Origin of the sequence: Streptomyces sp. H39-C1, from assembly GCF_027158125.1 — a bacterium.
GTDB lineage: Bacteria > Actinomycetota > Actinomycetes > Streptomycetales > Streptomycetaceae > Actinacidiphila > Actinacidiphila fildesensis.
In genome coordinates, this window is sequence record NZ_JAPVLS010000238.1 from 1 (window position 1) to 1650 (window position 1650).

1 protein-coding gene is annotated in these 1650 nt (G+C 70.1%); it reads right to left on the reverse strand.

Annotated features, from left to right (window positions below):
* Positions 1-16: 16 nt before the first annotated feature.
* Positions 17-1650 (reverse strand): IS1182 family transposase (locus O3W51_RS47920; RefSeq protein WP_331284174.1); only part of this gene is annotated, 1634 nt, incomplete at its 5' end.

Below are 1650 nucleotides of genomic sequence, written 5' to 3' on the forward strand. Positions count from 1 at the left end.
GACTCTGCTGGTCTATTCACGGTGGCGTGAGTGAGAGGCGGAGTGTGCTGAGGCGGGAGGTCCAGCTACCGCCGAGCGGGGTGCCGGTGAGCCAGGCGTCGATGCGGACGAGGTTGAGAGCCATCGCGGTGAGTACGTGTTGCAGGTGGGTCTTGGCGAGTCCTTTGTAGCGGGCGTGGTGGACGTCGCAGCGTCTGGATGCCTGGGCCATCGTGCCCTCGATGCCCGCACGCAGGGCGTACTGCTCGCGCCAGGCGTCGGTGGCCTGCTCGGCGCGGAGTCGTTGCTGGGCCTCGAACTGCTGGCGGGGACGGAATGTCAAGGAGCGGGCGTTGACCGTCGAGCGGGTGCAGCGGGCGCGCTGCGGGCAGGGTGTGCAGTCCGGCTGGCGGAAGGTGACCTGGACGGTCGGCAGGCCGTCGGCGCTGATCGACTCGCGCCAGTTGCGGCTGACGGCGCCGGTCGGGCAGGTGACGTGGCGCTGGTCGAAGTCGACGGTGAACCGGGCCAGGTCGAAGGCGTCCGGGGTGCGGGTCTGCCAGGAGAAGTCCGGCGGCAGCGGTCCGACCAGGTCGATGCCGTGGTCTGCGTCGGCATCCAGGATGTGGTCGACGCTGACGTAGGCGGCGTCCACCAGCTCCTGGTCGGGCAGCAGATCGGCGGCGGCGAGGTCGTTGTGTCGGGCGGTGACGGTCTCTACGTCGCTCACGGTGGCCGCGGTGGTGGCGACATGCACGATCATGTGCGGCCGGTCCGGCTCGCAGACCTCGGTGAAGTGACCTTTGTAACCGCGCCAGCCCATGCCGCGCTTGATGCCGTAGCGGGCGTCGGTGTCGTACGGGCTGCCGATCGCGACCGCACCGGGCGGCAGATCGACCTTGTCCCGCCAGCGGTGGCCACCGGCGTCGCGGTAGTACTGCTGGACCCAGAGCTGGCGCAGGACCCGCAGCGTGGGAAGTTCCCGCAGCCAGGCCGGGGTGGCGGGATGATGGACTGCGTCCAGGAGCCGGTAGCCGTCGGCGCCGACCGTGGCGGCCAGGGCACGTCGTGCGGTATCGGACTGGGGCAGCCGGAAATCGTCCGCGCGTCGGGCATAGCGGTCCCACCAAGCGGTCGGTGCGTGTTCGACCAGCCAGACCGGGGTGGCGACCGCCAAGGTCTCCAGGGCGGCCCGCATCGTCTCCATCGCCAGTTCCAGGCGGTTGAGCATCCGGATCGCGCCGTGCACATGGGTGGCATCGGTGCGTTGCCGTCCGCCGCGCTCCAGCAGCCGGTGCTCGCGCAGGTGCTCGAGCATCACGGTCAACAGACGGTCGGCCTGGCCTTGGCCGGTCAGTCGGGTGCGGAACTCGCTGAGGACCGAGGCGTCGAAGCCCGGGTCCTCCAGCGGCAGGCCGAGCAAGAACTTCCAGTCCACACGTCCGCGGACGGCCTCTGCGGCCTGGCGGTCCGTCAGCCCCTCCGCGAACTGCAGGAGCAGCACCATGACCAGCCGTGCCGGCGACGTGGAGGGATGTCCCCGGGCCGCGAACAGATCGCTGAACTGCTCGTCGGCGAAGACCTCGCCCAGCGCATCACGAATTCGGATGGCCAACGAGCCCTGGGGGAACGCGGCCCGGGCGACCCGCGCCGTCATCTCGGGAATCTCAT